General features: G+C 60.3%; 12 protein-coding genes. 6 read left to right on the top strand and 6 right to left on the bottom strand.

Annotated elements, in window-relative coordinates:
• Window positions 1-94 precede the first annotated feature (94 nt).
• Window positions 95-1,435 carry an MATE family efflux transporter gene (locus BLS87_RS08495; protein WP_074752006.1) on the top strand — a complete coding sequence of 447 codons (1,341 nt, stop codon included), beginning with the start codon at window positions 95-97 and terminating at the stop codon, window positions 1,433-1,435.
• Between the two features lie 391 nt (window positions 1,436-1,826).
• On the opposite strand, the gene BLS87_RS08485 is transcribed toward BLS87_RS08495, so the two are convergent.
• From BLS87_RS08485 to BLS87_RS08460, 6 genes are all read right to left on the bottom strand, one after another.
• A complete protein-coding gene (locus tag BLS87_RS08485; protein WP_074752002.1) occupies window positions 1,827-2,714 on the bottom strand; it encodes an alpha/beta hydrolase in 888 nt (295 codons plus the stop codon).
• An 83-nt stretch (window positions 2,715-2,797) separates the two neighbouring features.
• A complete protein-coding gene (locus tag BLS87_RS08480) occupies window positions 2,798-3,988 on the bottom strand; it encodes a contractile injection system protein, VgrG/Pvc8 family (RefSeq protein ID WP_074752000.1) in 1,191 nt (396 codons plus the stop codon).
• A 186-nt stretch (window positions 3,989-4,174) separates the two neighbouring features.
• On the bottom strand, window positions 4,175-6,088 hold the full coding sequence (gene speA, locus BLS87_RS08475; RefSeq protein WP_074751998.1) for an arginine decarboxylase: 1,914 nt from the start codon (window positions 6,086-6,088) through the stop codon (window positions 4,175-4,177).
• A 185-nt stretch (window positions 6,089-6,273) separates the two neighbouring features.
• Entirely contained in the window at window positions 6,274-6,645 is a 372-nt protein-coding gene (locus BLS87_RS08470) for a translation initiation factor Sui1 (protein ID WP_074752176.1), read from the bottom strand.
• Between the two features lie 164 nt (window positions 6,646-6,809).
• Window positions 6,810-7,355 (bottom strand): NUDIX hydrolase, encoded by a 546-nt coding sequence (locus tag BLS87_RS08465; RefSeq protein ID WP_074751996.1) that lies wholly within the window; start codon window positions 7,353-7,355, stop codon window positions 6,810-6,812.
• A gap of 3 nt (window positions 7,356-7,358) precedes the next feature.
• On the bottom strand, window positions 7,359-8,453 hold the full coding sequence (locus tag BLS87_RS08460; protein ID WP_074751994.1) for a DUF2333 family protein: 1,095 nt from the start codon (window positions 8,451-8,453) through the stop codon (window positions 7,359-7,361).
• A gap of 384 nt (window positions 8,454-8,837) precedes the next feature.
• Here BLS87_RS08460 and BLS87_RS08455 point away from each other — a divergent pair, with 384 nt between their 5' ends.
• The 5 genes from BLS87_RS08455 (at window position 8,838) to accC (ending at window position 15,079) form a co-directional block, all read left to right on the top strand.
• Window positions 8,838-10,496 carry a response regulator gene (locus BLS87_RS08455; RefSeq protein WP_074751992.1) on the top strand — a complete coding sequence of 553 codons (1,659 nt, stop codon included), beginning with the start codon at window positions 8,838-8,840 and terminating at the stop codon, window positions 10,494-10,496.
• A 248-nt stretch (window positions 10,497-10,744) separates the two neighbouring features.
• Complete coding sequence (locus BLS87_RS08450; RefSeq protein ID WP_074751990.1) at window positions 10,745-12,535, top strand: protein-disulfide reductase DsbD; 1,791 nt, start codon at window positions 10,745-10,747, stop codon at window positions 12,533-12,535.
• Window positions 12,536-12,705: 170 nt separating this feature from the next.
• Window positions 12,706-13,158 (top strand): type II 3-dehydroquinate dehydratase, encoded by a 453-nt coding sequence (aroQ, locus tag BLS87_RS08445; RefSeq protein ID WP_074751988.1) that lies wholly within the window; start codon window positions 12,706-12,708, stop codon window positions 13,156-13,158.
• An 80-nt stretch (window positions 13,159-13,238) separates the two neighbouring features.
• Window positions 13,239-13,697 carry an acetyl-CoA carboxylase biotin carboxyl carrier protein gene (accB, locus tag BLS87_RS08440; RefSeq protein ID WP_074751986.1) on the top strand — a complete coding sequence of 153 codons (459 nt, stop codon included), beginning with the start codon at window positions 13,239-13,241 and terminating at the stop codon, window positions 13,695-13,697.
• Between the two features lie 17 nt (window positions 13,698-13,714).
• The gene (accC, locus tag BLS87_RS08435; protein ID WP_074751984.1) at window positions 13,715-15,079 is read left to right on the top strand and encodes an acetyl-CoA carboxylase biotin carboxylase subunit; all 1,365 of its coding nucleotides are present in this window, start codon (window positions 13,715-13,717) and stop codon (window positions 15,077-15,079) included.
• The last annotated feature ends 135 nt before the right edge of the window (window positions 15,080-15,214 follow it).

Genomic DNA, 15,214 nt, shown 5'->3' with positions numbered 1-15,214 from the left:
CGCCAGCAAGGCGGCGCCTACAGTCGACCTGCGCTGAAGCCGGTATCCCGCTACAATGCCGCCCTTCCCATGCCCTCCATTCCCCAGAGTGTTCATGTCTAATTTCCTCACTGACTGGCGTCAGCGCGTCACCCATCGACAGGTGTGGGCGCTGGCGGCGCCGATGATTCTGTCGAACATTTCCGTGCCGCTGGTTTCCCTGGTGGACAGCACAGTCATCGGTCACCTCCCTCACGCTCATCAGTTGGGCGCGGTCGCAGTGGGCGGCACGCTGTACAGCTTTCTGGCATGGGCCATGAGCTTTCTGCGCATGGGTACCACGGGGTTTGCCGCTCAGGCAGCAGGACGCAACGACGGCGCGGCGTTGCGTCAGGTGCTGTTGCAGGGATTGTTGCTGGCCATGGGTTTCGCCGTGCTGCTGGGGTTGATCGGCCTGCCGTTCCAGCACCTGGCGCTGCAAATGATGCAACCTTCGCCCGACCTCAACGACCTCACCCGCGACTTTTTCCACACGCGGCTGTTCGGTCTTCCGGCGGCGTTGGCCAGCTATGCGCTGGTCGGCTGGTTCCTGGGGCTGCAAAACGCGCGCGCACCGCTGGCCATTCTGCTGACCACCAACCTGGTGAACATTGCGCTGAATCTGTGGTTCGTGATCGGTTTGGAATGGGGCGTCGTCGGCAGCGCACGCGCCTCGGTCATAGCCGAATGGATCGGTGCTCTGCTGGGGCTGGCACTGACCCACAAAGGGCTGCGCGATTATCCGGGACACCTGGCGGTGGGACTGCTCAAACGCTGGCAGAGCTGGCGCCCCTTGCTGGCCGTCAATCGCGACATCTTCATACGTAGCCTGGTGCTGCAATCGGTGTTCTTCCTGATCACTGTGCAAGGCGCGCGACTGGGCGATGCCACCGTGGCGGCCAACGCGTTGCTGCTGAACGGCCTGTTGCTTACGGCCAACGCGCTCGATGGGCTGGCGCATGCCGTGGAAGCGCTGTGTGGACATGCGATCGGCGCACGCGACCGCGATGCCTTGCGTCGCTCGCTTAATGTGGCCGGTGGCTGGTCATTGATCTGCAGCGTGGCGTTTGCCGTGCTGTTCCTGTTCGCAGGGCATCTGTTTGTCGAAATGCAGACCAACATTCAGCCCGTCCGCGACATCGCGTTTGTCTATCTGCCGTATCTGGCGGTGCTGCCGCTGGTCGCGGTCTGGAGTTACCTGCTCGACGGCCTGTTCATCGGCGCCACCCGAGCCCGCGAAATGCGCAATGCCATGGTGATCACCGCCCTGCTCACGGCGCCCTTCGCATGGCTGGCCAGCAGTTTCGGCAACCATGGGCTTTGGGTGGTTTTCCTCTTGTTCATGGCGCTGCGTGCCGTAACGCTGGGGCACATCGCCCGACGGTTGAATCGCACGGGTGGGTGGTTCAGCCAGTAGCAGCCCGACCAGACGGGGACAATCTCCACACACGTGACAACTTGCATTGACCCGCCTCTGGCCGAAGGCCAAGGGAGACTCTACGGTTCTCAAACCAGTGATTTCAGTCCGGTTCTTGAGGGTTGCAAAGCCTGACAGCATGCGCCACATCCCGGATGACGCAGAGCGTCATTGAATGGGTTACCACGCGGAGCGTGGGAACCATCAGCTTGCTCGCGATGACGATTGAGCCAGTTTCATCAAAGGCGAATGACACACCGCATTCGCTGCCCTCGTAACCTCGGACGTCTCCTACAGAGACAGCGTCGCTGACAAGCTTGAGGTCATCCCTCCAATCTGTGTCCAAGCCAGTTTCAAGTTTTCGTAGCACGGGAACATTTTGGTACCGACGCTACAAGTCATGTGCTGCCACCCGCGCCTGATCCTGCGCATGAATGAAGCTCACCACTTCATCCAGCACCGGTGCCAGGCTGCGCATTGGCCGGGAGAGCGAGGCCACCAGCGTCGCGTGACCGGGTTTCGAAAAATACAGTTCACGCACCGACACGCCTTGTTCACGTAACCGTCGGGCCATGCCACCTGTGTTGCGTTGCGGGTTGACCAGGGTGTCGTCCGTGGCCGCGATCAACAGCGCGGGTGGCGAGGCGGCACTGACGTGGTTGATCGGTTGTGAATCAGGCGGTGAGTTCGGAAAGAAGAACACCGGCTTCACGTCCGGGTTTTCGATGGGCAGAAAGTCATACGGGCCGGCAAGGCCGATCCAGCCACGCAGCATCGAGGGTTTCATGCCGACACTGGCCAGCCACTTGGGATCGAGCGCCAGCATCGCGGCGTTGTACCCGCCCGCGCTGTGCCCCATCACGTAAAGCCGCGATGCATCGCCGCCATACTGGCCTATGTGTTCACGGGTCCAACCCACCGCTCGCGCACTGTCCTCCAAAAACCCTTGGTAATGCACCTGCGGATAAAGCCGGTAATCGGCCAGCACCGCAACGATCCCACGGGACGCCAGCGCTTCGCCGACGAAACGGTAGTCGCTGCGCGACCCGCTGTTCCAGCTGCCGCCGTAGAAGAACACCACCACCGGCGCATCGTCTGCCGCGTGGGTCGGGGTGTAAACGTCCAGCTTGTTACGCGGATCGCTGCCGTAGCTGATGTCTGCCACCCTGCTGAAGGTGCTCCCCGGCGTCAAGGCATTGAGCACCTTCAACGGCGAACACCCCACCAACAGGCCCAGCAGACCACCGACAAAAACCCATTTCAGTGCTGCTCTGATCATCGCGCGTCCTCTTGGCCACGGTCAGGACAGTCATGGCCGCTTAGCGATACGACTCCCCGCCAGCAGAATAGTTGAATGCGCGTTCAAGCCCCCTTTCCTGCTCCCTCACCTTCCGCATCAGCGGCGCAGGACAACACAACCCTTGAGCCCGTCAGCGTCAGGGTGTCGGCATCGAGGGTGACCTGGCTCGAACCCACCTGGAACTGCACTTCGTTGTTCTCGGCCAGCTGCACGGTCAACTCATCATCAATCGAGAACTGCTGTGAGTCGCCCAGAAACGTACACCGGTCGACGCGTGCCGTGATTCCTCCAGGAGGCGCGCTGGCGGGCGCTCCCTGCACGAGAGGATTGATGTCGGGGTCCCATAGCCTGTGAGTGACAAACGGATCATCCGGGTTGTCGTCACGAAAACTCACCATGACTTCCATCCCGCCCCACCATGGATCATCGATGCTCCGAAGGGCCGGATCCACGGGAATCCAGCATTCGTTGAAGCGTGCACCGTCGCCTTGATTACCCCATTCAAAGCGGACCTTGAGTCGCCCCCTCGCATCGAGCATGACCGGCTCGAACAGCCTGCCGACGACACACGCCCGCTGCACGCTCGAACGCGGAGGCATCGTTCGTGCCTGCTCACCCTGACTGTCGTCTGCCACCGCGTCTGCCGGGGGCAGCGAGACGGCGGCGATGTCAGGCGTGTCGGTAAACACCACCACATGCCGATTGCGTGTGTGCTCGAAGTGATAGTGCACGTTTTCCTCGTCGCACAACCGTTGCACCAGCTGCAAATCGCTCTCGCTGTACTGAGCACAATAATCGCGAACCTGACACGGTTGTTTGCGCTGCCACAGGTAAGCGGTGTCATCGATGCCGTGCTCGCTCAATACTTGCGTGATGATCTGCTGGGCAGTCATGTCCTGAAAGATGCGTCGGTTATGCCGATATGCCATGAGCCCCAAACGTGGGCCCAGGGTGATCAGGTAATGCCTGGGCCGCACCCGCGACAAGTCGCCGAAGACAAACTCCGTCGTACTGCGCACGATGCTCTGAATATGCCCATGAATCCCCGACGGGGCATTTTTCAGGTGCAGAAAAGCCGGACTGAACAACAACTCATGGGCATCCAGCGTGGCACCGAGAGGGACGACAACCTCCAGCTGGAAGCTGTACGGCCGGTTATAGGTTTCGCCCCCCTTGCAGGTCAGTACATCAAGCATCCGCTTGGGACGATTGAGCTCCAGAAGCAGATGGGGGGCATTGACGAACGGGTGCATGGGGCGGACGACCTCGACAGAAGATTCAGACGGGGCGGCGATTCTGGAGGAGAAGGCGCGTCAAGTAGAGGGGGTAAATGCAGAACAGGAAATGACCTACACAAGCGGACAGCAGGCCACGGACAATCTGTAGGAGAAATAAAAAACGGGCCCGTCCGGGGCCCGTTCTTTACGCGTCGGCAGTGATCAGGACGACAGGTAGGAAGACCGCGTCAGCCCCAGGCGCAGCGCGTCCAGGTACTGAGTACGCTCACGCGGACTGATCTTGGCGCTGGCAACCTTGTCCCGGTAGTGGGTCATCAGTTCTTCCGGCGACAAGTGCACGTAACGCAGCATGTCTTCGATGGTGTCGTGTGTCTCGATACCGGCCGAATAGGCGCTGCCATCGGCATTCTGGTAGATGTTCACCGAATCGGTGTCACCGAACAGGTTGTGCATGTCGCCGAGGATTTCCTGATACGCGCCGACCAGGAAGACGCCCAGCAGATAGTCCTCGCCTTCGTTCAGGGCGTGGACCGGCAGGCTGGTTTCGATGCTCTGCTCGTCGACGTACTGGTTGATCTTGCCGTCGGAGTCGCAGGTCAGGTCTTGCAGCACGGCACGACGCAGCGGCTCCTCATCCAGACGGTGCAACGGAATGATCGGCAGCACCTGATCGATCGCCCAGGTGTCCGGCAGGCTCTGGAACACCGAGAAGTTGCAGATGTACTTGTCGGCCAGCTTGTCGTTGAGCTCGTCCAGCACCTGACGGTGCGAGCGCTGACGCGCCTTCAGCGAGTTGTGCAAACGGCGGCAGACCGCGAAATAGCACTGCTCACCCAAGGCTTTCTGCGCCAGCGTGATCTTACCATCGGAGTACTGCGAGGCGATGTCACTCATGTAGTGCGTGGCACGCCAGTAGGTTTCGGTGACCATCTCGATGTCGGTCGGGCCCAGCAGATCGATCAGCCACTGCAGGGTTTCCGGCAGGTTTTCCTTGTCGGTGATCTCCGGCACTTCATCGTTGTGACGCTCGACGTCGGTGACCTGGATCACCAGCATCGCGTGATGCGCCGTCAGCGAACGGCCGCTTTCGGAGAAGATGTGCGGATGCGGCAGACCCTGCGCATCACAGAACTCCTTGAGCATGCCGACCACGACACCGGCGTAGTCGTCCATGTCGTAGTTGATGGAGCTGGCGTTGCGCGAGTGAGTACCGTCGTAGTCGACACCCAGGCCACCACCGACGTCGATGTGATCGACCGGCAAGCCCAGATTGCGCAACTCGCCGTAGTAACGAATCGCTTCCTTGAAACCGTGCTGGTAGTCCGCCAGGTTGGCGATCTGCGAGCCCATGTGGAAGTGCAGCAGACGGATGCCCTGATCCAGGCCCGCGTTGGTAAAACGCTCGACCACCGACAACAGCTGCGCGGCGGACAGACCGAATTTGGATTTTTCGCCACCGGTGTCAGCCCACTTGCTCGACGCCAGCGACGACAGACGCACGCGCAAACCCACTTGCGGCGCAACCTTGAGCTCGGCGGCCTCTTCGATCACCAGTTCGACTTCGGATTCTTTCTCGATGACGATAAAGACGTTGTGGCCCAGCTTCTGGCCCATCAGCGCCAGACGGATGAACTCGCGGTCCTTGTAACCGTTGCAGACGATGGTGCCGCCCTTGGGCGCCAAGGCCAGCACGGCCATCAACTCAGGCTTGGAACCGGCTTCCAGACCGATGGAAACGTCTTGCGTGGCAATGATGTTTTCCACCACCGCTTCTTGCTGGTTGACCTTGATCGGGTACAGCGCGGTGTATTTGCTCTGGTACTCCAGGCGCTCGATATTTTCGTCGAACGCGCCGGTCAACTGACGCACGCGGTCTTGCAGGATGTCAGGGAAGCGCACCAGCAGTGGCAAGGACAAACCGCTCTTGCGCAGCTCGTCTACCTGCTCGTAAAGGTCGATGGGCGAGCTGCCCGGACCGTTGGGACGAACTTCAACGCGGCCGGCTTCGTTGATTGCAAAATAACCCGCCCCCCAATGACGAATCCCATAGACACTGCGGCTGTCTGCCACGGTCCATTGGCTGCCATCGTCTTTGCGTGTGCGTCGTACGGACATCGAAGTCCCCTATATAGAAGTCATAAAGCCCCGGCCTGACCGGCTGGGCGCAGTGTATAGAGTGGAAATGACGGTTTGGCGCCAGCTCGCTGTGGGGCAGTAGACCCGCAACGCACAGCAGAGTTTGCTTTTACAGACCAGTGCCAGACCGACAACGAAACCCAAGGCGGGTTGAACAGGACGATTCAACCGCCCGACTTTTTCGCCTTGAAGCCCTGTTTGACCAGTTCCGCGAGCAGCGTCTCGACATGATCGCCTTGAATCTCGATCACCCCGTCCTTGAGTGCACCACCGGTTCCGCAACGACGTTTGAGCGTAGTCGCCAGTTCCTTGAGTGCATCTTCGGCCAGCGGCACGCCGGTGACGGTCGTCACCGTCTTGCCGCCGCGACCTTTGCTTTCGCGGCGAACACGGGCAATGCCATCACCTTCGGGGATAACGGATTTCTTGCAGACACAGGCATCGACGGGCTGACGGCATTCGGGACAGTGCCGCCCAGCGTCGGTTGAAAATACCAGGCCACCGAGGGCGGCGAAGGATGCGGCTTTTTTGGCCACCGGCAATCCTCTTCTTGAGGACCAAAGTCTGGTCGGCGAACGCCGACCGCGAAGCCCCACTCAGGCAGGGGCAGCGCTACTGAACGGCAAGGCCGTACAGCGTGAAAAAGGTCGCGCAGTGTAACGGCAAAAAGCGTAGATGCTAAGTGCAAATATGCGCCAATTTACGGGACATTTGCGACGTTGCCCAAATAGCGCTTCAACGCGGCCAGAGAGTCCGGGCAATAAGGCTTTTCGGCGGTTTCGCGCAGCACCTGACCGACCGCTATGAAGCGCGCTTCAATCACCTCTTCAGGCTGAAGTTTCAACGGTCCGTCCCAGACCGCGGAAAACACCGCGCACCACAATCGGTTGTCAGGCTGATCGAAAAAGAACTGCTCGTGGGCAGTCAACTCGACACCGGCAACGCCGAGTTCCTCTTCCAGTTCCCGAGCGGCCGATTCGACATAACTCTCATCGGCCTGGACCATGCCGCCCGCGGCGACGTCCCAGTAACCGGGATAGATCGCCTTGCTGAGCGTGCGCCGGTGCACGCACAACTCGCCCGCCGAATTGAACAAAAGGATGTACGTGCCACGGCCGATCAGCCCGCGCTCGCGCAATTCGGCGCGAGGCAAGGAGCCCAGCAGTTGATCCTGACGATCGACCCAGGCAATGAGTTCGGCATCGGAAGCCGCGCGGTGCGCGACTTCTTTCTCAGAGACGGACATCGATCAACCCTGGGACAACAGCTGGCGCAAGTCGATGACCGCAGCGTTGGCGCGCGACAGGTAGTTGGCCATGACCAGTGAGTGGTTGGCGAACACACCGAACGGGCTGCCGTTGAGAATCACCGGGCTCCACATAGGCTCCTGCGACGCCTCCAGCTCACGAATGATCTGACGCACGCTGACGGTGGCGTTCTTTTTCGCCAACACATCAGCGAAGTCGACCTCAATGGCACGCAGCAAATGCGACAGCGCCCACGCCTGACCACGCGCCTCATAGAAGACGTTATCGATCTGCATCCATGGGGTTTCGACGATTTCTTCGTCAACCTGCGGCACTTCGCCCGGCTTCACGGTCACCGTGGACTGCGCCTCGGTTTTCAGCGTGCTGTTGAGCTTGACGCGACCCACACTGGCAGACAGACGCTGGGACAGCGAACCCAGACGGGTGCCAACATCGCCCAGCCAGTTGTTCAGGTTGTCGGCGCGAGTGTAGAACAAGGCGCCTTTCTGATTCGGATCGGACAAGCGCGCCTGATAACGGCTCAGCGCGGCGATACCATCACGGTATTGGGACTCGCTCGAAGGCAGAATCCAGCTCTTGTTGTCGAAGTTGAACAACGGTTCGGCGCGCGCCAGATCGCCATCTTCGGCCGATTGCGATTGCGAACGGGCGAAGTCTTTGCGCAGCGCGCGGCTCAAATCACGGACCTGGACCAGCACGCCGTATTCCCAGCTTGGCGTGTTGTCGAGCCAGAGACCCGGCGGGAAACGATCGTTGGAAATGTAGCCGCCCGGCTTGTCGAGCAGGGTCGATGCGACGGTCTTGAGCGTCTCGACGGTGGTGTAGCCGATCACCATCGGCTTGCCTTCACGCTCGGCGGCGGCCTGAGCCTGTTGCTGAACAGGAAACAGAGCAGGCTCGCTGCTCCACCAGATGCCCAGCACCACGGTGACGACCAGATAGATGCCGACCACGGCCCCCACGGCGCGGCTGAAGAACAGACCGCCCCAATAACCCCGAGGCGCCTTGCCTACCGGCTTCTCATCAACACGCTCACCCCCGCCCGCAGTGCCCGAGCGCTTCTTCCAATCCAGCATGGCCTTGTCCTTTCAATCACGGAATTCAGTGCTTAGGACCGCAACCTTACAGCAAGGTGCGTTTGGCAGGAACGCGGGGGAAGGTCCATTTGCGTAATCGACAGGCCTGTGGGCGTCATGCAGCGACGGGGTGCGCAGACGCCCCCGCGCAACGTGCCCAAACGGAGGGCATCGCATCAGGCATTACCTGACTGGGCAGTCACCCAACCCCTGATCAAATTTCTGTCGAGCAATGCGACCTATCGTGTTGAAAAGATGGAAATTTGACGCCTAAAACCCAGAAAAAATGACAACAAAATGACTTGCGGTGCACTCGTCTCCTGAAACTAGTGCTAGCATAGCGCCAGCATTTGTATCAGGGTTTCCCCTATAAGTAGTCAGGACATGACCGAAGCAGAAGATCCGAGCCGCGACCGCCTCAAGCACCATTTCGCTCAGCGCGTCATTCACCAGGCACGTCAGATACTGGAGGTATGGCAGCGCCTGCAGCAGAGCGAATGGTCGGTTGCCGATATGGAGGAACTCAGTGAGGCCAATCAGCGGTTGCTGCGTTTCGCCGAGCGCTTCGAACAGGCCGAGCATGCCCAACTGGCGCGCGGCATCAGTCAGTCCCTGCAGGAAGTGGAAGCCAATCGGGGTCGCTTGAGCAGCGCGTTGATCACTGATCTCAACCGCCTGATGCAGCGCCTGTCGCGCACCGGCTTGCGCCATGGCGATCGGCTGGAACACACCGCACTGCCGCCGCTGCGCAAACCCATCTACGTGATGCTTCAGGATCATGAGCGTGGGGAGCGATTGGCCAAACAGCTGGAATTCTTCGGATTGAGTGCGCAGTCGCTCGACAGCATTCAGGCGTTTCACGCGACGCTGGCCGAGCGGTTGCCGGCTGCGGTAGTGATGGACGTGGATTTTGGCGGCGTCGGCGAGGGGCTGAAACTGGCGGCCAAGATGCAGGAGGGCCTGGAGCAGAAGCTGCCGCTGCTGTTCTTCAGTCATCAGGAAACGGACACGCCCACGCGGCTGGCCGCCGTGCGCGCTGGCGGCGAAGAGTTCCTGACCGGCACGCTGGAGGCCTCCAGCCTGCTGGAGAAGATCGAGATTCTCACGCGGGTCGCACAATACGAACCGTATAAAGTGCTGATCATCGACGACTCGCGCGCGCAGGCCACGCACACCGAGCGCTTGCTCAACAGCGCAGGCATCGTCACGCGAACACTGTTCGATCCGATAAAGACCATGGCCGAGCTGGCGGACTTTCAGCCGGACCTGATCATTCTCGACATGTACATGCCAGGCTGCACCGGCACCGAGCTGGCGAAGGTGATTCGCCACAACGACCGTTACGTCAGCGTGCCGATCATCTACCTCTCGGCCGAAGACGACCTGGATAAACAGCTGGACGCGATGAGCGAAGGCGGCGACGACTTCCTCACCAAGCCGATCAAGCCACGGCACCTGATCACCACCGTGCGCAACCGTGCCGCACGGGCGCGCAACCTCAAGGCGCGCATGGTCCGCGACAGCCTCACTGGGCTTTATAACCACACGCACATTCTGCAATTGCTCGAAGATTGCAGTTTCCGCGCACGTCGCGAGAACAAGCCGCTGAGCTTTGCGATGCTGGACATCGACCACTTCAAGAAGGTCAACGACGGCCACGGTCACCCCATGGGCGACCGGGTGATCAAGAGCCTGGCGTTGTTTCTGAAACAGCGCCTGCGCAAGACCGACTACATCGGGCGTTACGGCGGTGAAGAGTTCGCAGTGGTCATGCCCGACACCGACCTGAAATCGGCCTACGGGGTGCTCGACGAAATCCGTCGGCGCTTCGCCGAGATCCATTACCCGGCACAACCGACCGATCTGTTCTGCACGTTCAGCGCCGGCGTGGTCGAGCTGGGCGAACACGACGATGCGCTGATGATGGCATCACAGGCAGACGATGCGCTGTACCGTGCGAAGAAGGCCGGGCGTAATCAGGTGCATACGTTGCGAGACGAGATGATGCAGGCGAAGAAGCACCCGACCATGGACATCAGCTAGTCCAGGCCTGCGCTCGACCTGACACTGCGACGGTGACTGATCGATCGTTTTCGCGGGCAAGCGCGCTCCTACAGTGGACTGCGTGTGCTGCTGACCAGAATCACTACCCGTCCCTGTAGGAGCGCGCTTGCCCGCGATGCGTGCGACCCAACGCCCAGACCGTACTGACACGCTTCCTTCTCCCCGCCACCCTGCACCTGCGCAAACACTCCGCTATCATGCGCGGACCTTTGTGATGCGAGACCGCCATGCGCCGCCTGCTTTGTCTGTTACTGCTGACCTTCGCCCTGCCCGCCTTCAGCGCGAGCCTGCTGGACAGCCGGCCCGCTTCCACACTGGGCGGTGCAGCCATCGACAACAGCAAGGATTTCCTGCCGGTTCGTCAGGCCTTTCAACTGAACCTGATCGACACCACGCCCGAGTCGATCAAATTGCAGTTCGTCGCCACCGAAGGCTATTACCTGTACCGCCATCGCTTCCAGTTTCGGACCGAGCCTGCCGATATCGGCCTGGGCGCCGCGCAACTGCCCGATGGCGAAAAGAAGCACGACGAGTACTTCGGCGACGTGGAGGTCTATCACGGCATTCTGGATGTCAGCCTTCCCCGCAAAGCCGGCGACACCCGTCCCTTTACGCTGGTGGTGACCTATCAGGGGTGCGCGGACAAAGGCCTGTGCTATCCGCCTGAAACCGAGCGATTGAGCATCGGCGGTGCCGCGCCTTCGAAGGCAGATGCGCCCCTCACGACAGGCCAAGACAAAACACCGTTCAGCTGGAAACAATTGGCGCTGTTCTTCCTCGCAGGCGTCGGACTGACCTTCACACCTTGCGTGCTGCCCATGCTGCCAATCCTTTCCGGCGTGGTGCTGCGAGGTCAGATTGGCGGGTTGCGCGGCTTCTCTCTGTCGCTGGCGTATGTGCTGCCGATGGCGATCTGTTTCGCGATGCTCGGTGCGCTGATGGGCCTGTTCGGCGCCAGCCTCAATTTGCAGGCGCGCCTTCAATCGGCCTGGGTGCTGGTTCCGTTTTCACTGTTCTTCGTGGTGTTCGCCATCGCCATGTTCGGCGCCTTCGAACTGCGTCTGCCCCGTGCACTCAACGACCGGCTCGACCGCATCGCGGGCAATACCCAAGGCGGGTCGCTGTGGGGTGCCGCGGTGCTGGGCGTCGTTTCAAGCCTGCTGGTTTCGCCTTGCGTTTCCGCGCCCTTGGCCGGCGCGCTGCTTTATATCAGCGCCAGCGGCGATGCACTGGGGGGCGCCCTGAAATTGTTTGCCCTGGGTCTGGGCATGGGCGCGCCGCTGGTCGTCGTGGCCACTGGCGGTGCCGCGTGGCTGCCGAAAAGCGGCCCTTGGCTGGTGACGGTCAAGAACGCCATCGGTGTTTTGCTGCTGGCGCTGGCAATCGGGTTGCTCAGCCGCGTCATTCCGGGCCAGGCCACGCTAGTGCTGATCGGCCTGCTGTGGGCCGGTGTCGCGGTGTTTCTCGGCGCACTGGAATTTACCGAGAAGACCACCCGCGGTCGCCTTGCCCAACTGCTCGGCTTGTTTCTCTTGGTCTACGCTCTCTCCTGCTGGTACGGCGCGCTGAGCGGACAGACGGACCCGTTACGACCGCTCGGCCGTGCACAGGTCGCACAGATCGCCGGTGAAAATGCAGCGAGAACGGGAGATGAATGGCAGACCGTGACACAGGTGACCGAGCTGAACCGCATCCTCGCGGAATCGAAAAGCGCCGAAAAACCGGTGCTGGTCGACTGGTATGCGGACTGGTGCATCAGTTGCAAGGTCATCGAGCATGAAGTACTGCCCAATCCGAAAATTGTCAGCCAGCTCAAGGGGTTTCGTTTGATTCGCTTCGACATGACCGACAGCAGCCCCGAGCAGCGTGCATTGCTGGACCGTTACAAATTGTTTGGTCCGCCGGCTTTACTGTTTTTCGGAAAAGACGGGAACGAGCTGACAAATGCGCGAGTCGTCGGCGAAATCGACGTTGAAGGCTTCTCAGAGCGGCTTTCTAGAGCAAATGACCAAATTTAGTCTCCGAGTCACAAACTTTGCGCGAACATCGGACATCGTGCTGAGTACTGTCGGTAACTGGACAGTCCATTGCGGTTTCCGGCATAGTCGCTGCGCTTCAACGGTTTGCACCTGCAATCTGCCTCGCACTCGCGGCGAGCGTCGACAACGCATACAACAAGGAACACACGATGGCGACTTTCCTGGTTCTTCACGGACCTAACCTGAACCTGCTGGGCACCCGCGAACCGGGGATCTATGGCTCGATCACGTTGGCCGATATCAACCAGGACCTGGAAAAGCGTGCGCGCGAAGCCGGCCACCATCTGATGTACCTGCAAAGCAACGCCGAGTACGAATTGATTGATCGCATCCACGCTGCGCGCGATGAAGGCGTGGACTTCATCCTGATCAATCCGGCTGCTTTTACTCACACAAGTGTCGCAATACGTGACGCATTGCTGGGAGTGAGCATCCCATTCATCGAAGTGCACCTCTCGAACGTGCACAAGCGCGAACCTTTCCGCCATCACTCCTACTTTTCAGATGTTGCTGTAGGCGTGATCTGCGGCCTTGGCGCCAGCGGTTACCGACTGGCCCTGGAGGCTGCCCTGGAACAACTGGCCACCCGTTCGAAGGCGTGAGCGGCGCAGTTTCGCACTGAGCCACACAGCCTGAACCGGCTACCGAATACCCCTGACCGTCCCTTGGGAGTTGATGATTAATGGATATCCGTAAAGTCAAGAAACTGATCGAACTGCTGGAAGAATCTGGCATCGACGAATTGGAAATCCGTGAAGGCGAAGAGTCCGTACGAATCAGCCGTCACAGCAAGACTCCAGCACAGCAGTACTACGCGCCGGCTCCGGTTGCCGCGCCTGCAGCACCTGCTCCAGCCGCCGCGCCCGTCGCTGCTGTTGCCGAAGCGCCAGCCGCCGCAAAACTGAACGGCACCGTTGCCCGTTCGCCAATGGTCGGCACCTTCTACCGCAAAGCTTCGCCTACCTCGCCAGCCTTCGCTGAAGTCGGCCAGACCGTGAAGAAAGGCGACACCCTCTGCATCGTCGAAGCGATGAAAATGATGAACCACATCGAAGCCGAAACCAGCGGCGTGATCGAGTCCATCCTCGTCGAAGACGGCCAGCCGGTTGAGTATGACCAGCCGCTGTTCACCATCGTTTGAACCGCGGAGAGCCAACGATGTTGAAACCTGCGAAGTTGGAAAAAGTTCTGATCGCCAACCGCGGTGAAATTGCCCTGCGGATCCTGCGTGCCTGCAAAGAGCTGGGCATCAAGACCGTCGCCGTTTACTCCAAGGCTGACAAGGACCTGATGCACCTGGGTCTGGCCGACGAATCCGTCTGCATCGGTCCGGCATCGGCTGCTCAGTCCTACCTGCACATCCCGGCGATCATCGCGGCGGCCGAAGTCACCGGCGCCACGGCGATCCACCCTGGCTACGGCTTTTTGGCGGAAAACGCCGATTTCGCCGAGCAGGTCGAAAAGTCCGGTTTTGCTTTTATCGGCCCGAAAGCTGACACCATTCGCCTGATGGGCGACAAGGTGTCGGCCAAGGACGCCATGATCAAGGCGAACGTTCCGACGGTTCCAGGCTCCGACGGCCCGCTGCCGGAAGACGAAGAAGAAGCGCTGCGTATTGGCCGCCAGGTCGGTTACCCGGTGATCATCAAAGCCGCTGGCGGCGGTGGTGGTCGTGGCATGCGCGTGGTTCACAAGGAAGAGGATCTGATCTCCTCGGCCAAACTGACCCGCAGCGAAGCCGGCGCAGCCTTCGGCAACCCGATGGTCTATCTGGAGAAGTTCCTGACCAACCCACGTCACGTGGAAGTACAGGTACTGTCCGACGGCCAGGGTCACGCCATCCACTTGGGCGACCGTGACTGCTCGCTGCAACGCCGCCACCAGAAGGTGCTTGAAGAAGCGCCGGCACCGGGTATCGACGAAAAAGCCCGCGCAGAAGTGCTGGCTCGTTGCGTCAAGGCCTGCATCGACATCGGTTACCGCGGTGCCGGTACGTTCGAATTCCTGTACGAAAACGGCGCGTTTTATTTCATCGAAATGAACACCCGCGTTCAGGTTGAGCACCCGGTTTCGGAAATGGTCACCGGCATCGACATCGTCAAGGAGATGCTGAGCATCGCCGCTGGCAATGTGTTGTCGTACACCCAGGACGACGTGAAGATCCACGGTCACGCCCTTGAGTGCCGGATCAACGCCGAAGACCCGAAAACCTTCATGCCGAGCCCTGGCACGGTCAAGCATTTCCACGCACCAGGCGGCAACGGCGTTCGCGTCGATTCGCACCTGTACAGCGGTTATGCGGTTCCACCGAACTACGACTCGCTGATCGGCAAGCTGATCACCTGGGGCAAGGACCGCGATGAAGCCATGGCTCGCATGCGCAATGCCCTGGACGAAATCGTGGTTGACGGGATCAAGACCAACATCCCGCTGCACCGTGATCTGACCCGCGATGAAGGCTTCTGCAAAGGCGGCGTCAACATTCACTACCTGGAACACAAACTGGCCGGTGAGAAACACTGATCCGCCCATAGAGTGCGACAGACCAACAAAGCCGCTTTCGAGCGGCTTTGTTGTTTCTCCCCGAACCCCGTAAACTTGCGGGTCTTTCGTGGCATTACGCCGCCTGTCCCTTTTTCAATTCGAAGGTAATCCGCC

Source organism: Pseudomonas abietaniphila, assembly GCF_900100795.1.
Lineage (GTDB): Bacteria > Pseudomonadota > Gammaproteobacteria > Pseudomonadales > Pseudomonadaceae > Aquipseudomonas > Aquipseudomonas abietaniphila.
The sequence above is the reverse complement of the archived record's forward strand: the minus strand, read 5'-3'. Positions and strand labels throughout refer to the sequence as shown.

Coding starts and splice junctions, on each gene's coding strand:
- BLS87_RS08495 (WP_074752006.1), top strand. CDS start 95: ATGTCTAATTTCCTCACTGACTGGCGTCAGCGCGTCACCCATCGACAG.
- BLS87_RS08485 (WP_074752002.1), bottom strand. CDS start 2,714: ATGATCAGAGCAGCACTGAAATGGGTTTTTGTCGGTGGTCTGCTGGGC.
- BLS87_RS08480 (WP_074752000.1), bottom strand. CDS start 3,988: ATGCACCCGTTCGTCAATGCCCCCCATCTGCTTCTGGAGCTCAATCGT.
- speA (WP_074751998.1), bottom strand. CDS start 6,088: ATGTCCGTACGACGCACACGCAAAGACGATGGCAGCCAATGGACCGTG.
- BLS87_RS08465 (WP_074751996.1), bottom strand. CDS start 7,355: ATGTCCGTCTCTGAGAAAGAAGTCGCGCACCGCGCGGCTTCCGATGCC.
- BLS87_RS08460 (WP_074751994.1), bottom strand. CDS start 8,453: ATGCTGGATTGGAAGAAGCGCTCGGGCACTGCGGGCGGGGGTGAGCGT.
- BLS87_RS08455 (WP_074751992.1), top strand. CDS start 8,838: ATGACCGAAGCAGAAGATCCGAGCCGCGACCGCCTCAAGCACCATTTC.
- BLS87_RS08450 (WP_074751990.1), top strand. CDS start 10,745: ATGCGCCGCCTGCTTTGTCTGTTACTGCTGACCTTCGCCCTGCCCGCC.
- aroQ (WP_074751988.1), top strand. CDS start 12,706: ATGGCGACTTTCCTGGTTCTTCACGGACCTAACCTGAACCTGCTGGGC.
- accB (WP_074751986.1), top strand. CDS start 13,239: ATGGATATCCGTAAAGTCAAGAAACTGATCGAACTGCTGGAAGAATCT.
- accC (WP_074751984.1), top strand. CDS start 13,715: ATGTTGAAACCTGCGAAGTTGGAAAAAGTTCTGATCGCCAACCGCGGT.